2 protein-coding genes and 1 pseudogene are annotated in these 3,045 nt (G+C 45.0%); 2 read left to right on the forward strand and 1 reads right to left on the reverse strand.

Features of this window, described 5'->3' with window-relative positions; all coding sequences use genetic code 11:
* Nucleotides 1-139: 139 nt before the first annotated feature.
* A pseudogene (locus IM477_RS16095) lies at nt 140-490 on the forward strand (tetratricopeptide repeat protein); the annotation flags it as partial.
* Between the two features lie 164 nt (nt 491-654).
* On the opposite strand, the gene IM477_RS16100 reads toward IM477_RS16095, so the two are convergent.
* Nucleotides 655-1,422, reverse strand: coding sequence for an ABC transporter ATP-binding protein (locus IM477_RS16100; protein ID WP_125731277.1), 768 nt, complete (start codon nt 1,420-1,422; stop codon nt 655-657).
* A 257-nt stretch (nt 1,423-1,679) separates the two neighbouring features.
* On the opposite strand from IM477_RS16100, the gene IM477_RS16105 reads away from it, so the two are divergent.
* The gene (locus IM477_RS16105; protein WP_287732569.1) at nt 1,680-2,756 is read left to right on the forward strand and encodes an AI-2E family transporter; all 1,077 of its coding nucleotides are present in this window, start codon (nt 1,680-1,682) and stop codon (nt 2,754-2,756) included.
* Nucleotides 2,757-3,045 lie beyond the last annotated feature (289 nt).

The raw sequence follows: 3,045 nt of genomic DNA on the forward strand, positions 1-3,045 counted from the left end.
CCTATTCCTACCCGATTTTTGAGGCTATTTTTTTCTCTCTTATCTTCCCTCAAAAACCCTATATATATGGGCGCACGGATTCCCATTATACATAAAGTATAAAGCAAGTCTCGCCATTTGTCAAGGGTTTTTAGAAAAAAGAGGAGTTATTCGCTTTGATTTGGGAGATAATACTGGTGCTTTGGAGGATTTAAATATGGCTATTTCTCTCCAGTCTAACTATGCTGAAGCTTACTATAATCGAGGTTTAGTTAAGGAAAAAATGGGCGAGAAGAAAGAAGCGATTGCGGATTATCAATTAGCAATTAGTTATCAGCCTAATTATGGCGAAGCTTATTATAATTAGGCTCTTGCTACCTACGATGATAAAAATCCTAGTAGCCGAGTAGCGAGCCTTAACTATTTGCAAAAAGCCGGTAATGCTTTGATAAAAACTGGTAATTTAGAACTGTATGAACGTGCGGTAGAATGGATGTTAAAAATGCAGTAATTTGTCTAAAAAAATAAGCTCAGGTATGACATTCTCCGTCGCTTTAGTGCAGTAGGAGAGTGGGGAGAAGGGAGAAAAAGGCTGATAACTGATAACTGACGACCGGCTCCCCAAAACGAAAACTTCGTACCTCACCATGAAGATAGCTGCTATATCTAAAATCCTTATTCATCCCCTAAATAAGCTTCAATCACCGCGGGATTCTCCCTGACTGTGGCCGGCTCTCCCAAAGCGATTAACTTACCGAAATCTAACACGGCTATGCGATCGCATAATCCCATCACTAAAGGCACATGATGTTCGATTAACAGGACAGTTAAAGCTAAATTATCACGAATTTGTCGAATTAGCTGACTTAATGACCCCTTTTCGCTGGGATTCATCCCGGCTGCCGGTTCATCGAGGAGTAATAACTGGGGTTGCAAAGCTAAAGCGCGGGCGATTTCCAAGCGTCTTTGATCACCATAGGCTAAATTAGAGGCTTTCCGATTGCTTTGGTCAGTTAATCCGACTAAATCTAATAATTCCGCTGCTCTTTTATAGGTTTTTTCCTCCTCCCTTCTCGAAACCGGTAAACCGAAAATTCCCGTCCAGAGATTGGAGCTATTGTGAATGTTACCAGCGATCGCCACATTTTCTAAAGCCGATAATTCGCCAAATAAGCGCAAATTCTGGAAAGTACGGGCAATTCCTGCCTGAGCGATCTGGTGAGGACGATAATTCGCCAGACTGTACCCTTGATAAATTAAATCACCACTTGATAGGGGGATTAAACCGGTGATAAGATTAAATAAAGTCGTTTTTCCCGCCCCATTGGGTCCAATTAAGCCAAAAATCTCGTTTTTTTGTACCTGAAAGGAAACCCCATCGACAGCGACTAATCCCCCAAATCGACGGGTGGCTCCCCGCACTTCTAATAAATTTGCCTGCATCCTTGTTCATAGGTTAAATTAGTCGATTTTACTCGATCAAGACTATTTAAGGTAAGCATTGCACCGACCCAAAAAATATTTGTCAGGAGATTTACCCTGAAAGAATCAGTTTTAAAGATTTATTTGGCAATTATTTTGATTAGGAAATATTTTACACACTCAAGACGGCTCACCACTACTAGCGAATCACTACCGATAACGAAAAACTGCCATAATTGCAGAAATGTCCTCATCTAGCCAAAAGGCGATCGCTATTGATGAAAAATGACGCTAAAATTATCGATCTCGTCATCCGGCTGTTCTTTCTCGGCCTGTTGTTATTTGCTGGTTTTACCCTGCTGCGTCCCTTCGTAACCATGATCCTCTGGGGAGCAATTCTGGCGATCGCTTGGTATCCGCTCTTTCTCTGGTTAAAAAAGTTGCTCGCTGGCCGGGCGAAACTGGCCGCAGTTCTCCTCACCCTACTTTGTCTAGGGATTATTATCGGTCCGGTGAGTGCCATCGCAGCGGTTCTGGCGGGTAATCTGCGAACGCTGGCCGAATATATCGATACTGGTGCGGCGGTGATTCCCCCTCCCCCCACCGATGTGGCCACCTGGCCGCTAATCGGCGAAAGGATTGCCAGTCTCTGGCAGCAGGCATCGGATAACACGGGTCAATTTCTTCAACGCTTCGAGCCACAATTAAAAGAACTGGGGAAAATTTCCCTTTCCCTAGCCACCAGTACCGGTCTGACGGTGCTGAAATTTATCGTCTCGATTCTGATTGCGGCGGCCCTCACCCTCTCGGCTAAAAATCTGACTCACCTGATGAACCGGTTAGCGGAAAAGATCGCCCCGGGTCGAGGCATCGCGCTGGCCAGTCTAACCGCCTCCACCGTCCGCAATGTTAGCCGCGGTATTATTGGCGTTGCCATTATCCAGAGTCTTTTGATCGGCATCGGTTTAGTGACGGTGGGAACGCCTGCAGCCGGTTTATTAACTTTCCTCACCCTAATTTTGGGCATTCTCCAAATTGGCCCTGGTTTGATTGTCTTGGGGGCGCTCATTCACGCTTGGGTAACACTCCCCAATTCCATCGCCCTATTATTTACCATCTGGATGATTCCCGCCACCTTGGTGGATAATTTCCTTAAACCCATCTTAATGGGGCGCGGTCTGCCCATTCCCATGGTGGTGATTCTGCTAGGGGTGTTCGGGGGAGTGATCGCCTACGGGATTATTGGTTTATTCGTCGGGCCGGTTCTGCTCGGTCTCTGCTACGAGTTAGTTAGGGCTTGGATTGGCGAGGATAGCGCCGAACCAGTGGCAAATAGCCATGATGAGCCAATCTAAGGAGCGATAGCTCTAATTTTTACCTTGAAAAGGCTCACCGGTTTGGTAGTTGTCATCAGCGTCTGGGATTAGCTTGGGCGATTATGCAGAAACTGAACAAAATGCAAAAATATCTCCTACATAAATAATCTTTCAGTCACTGGCTTGTAATAGTTAGTAAAAGTATAGTCAAATATAGACAGACTGAATTCCATTTCAGAAATTCCCTTCACTTTTACTTCGAGAGATTGATTCTCCTTGGGTGAACTACGCACCTCTCTATCCCATAGCGGTTAAACGCATTTGGGAA

Origin of the sequence: Microcystis sp. M090S1, assembly GCF_020246295.1 — a bacterium.
GTDB lineage: Bacteria > Cyanobacteriota > Cyanobacteriia > Cyanobacteriales > Microcystaceae > Microcystis > Microcystis aeruginosa.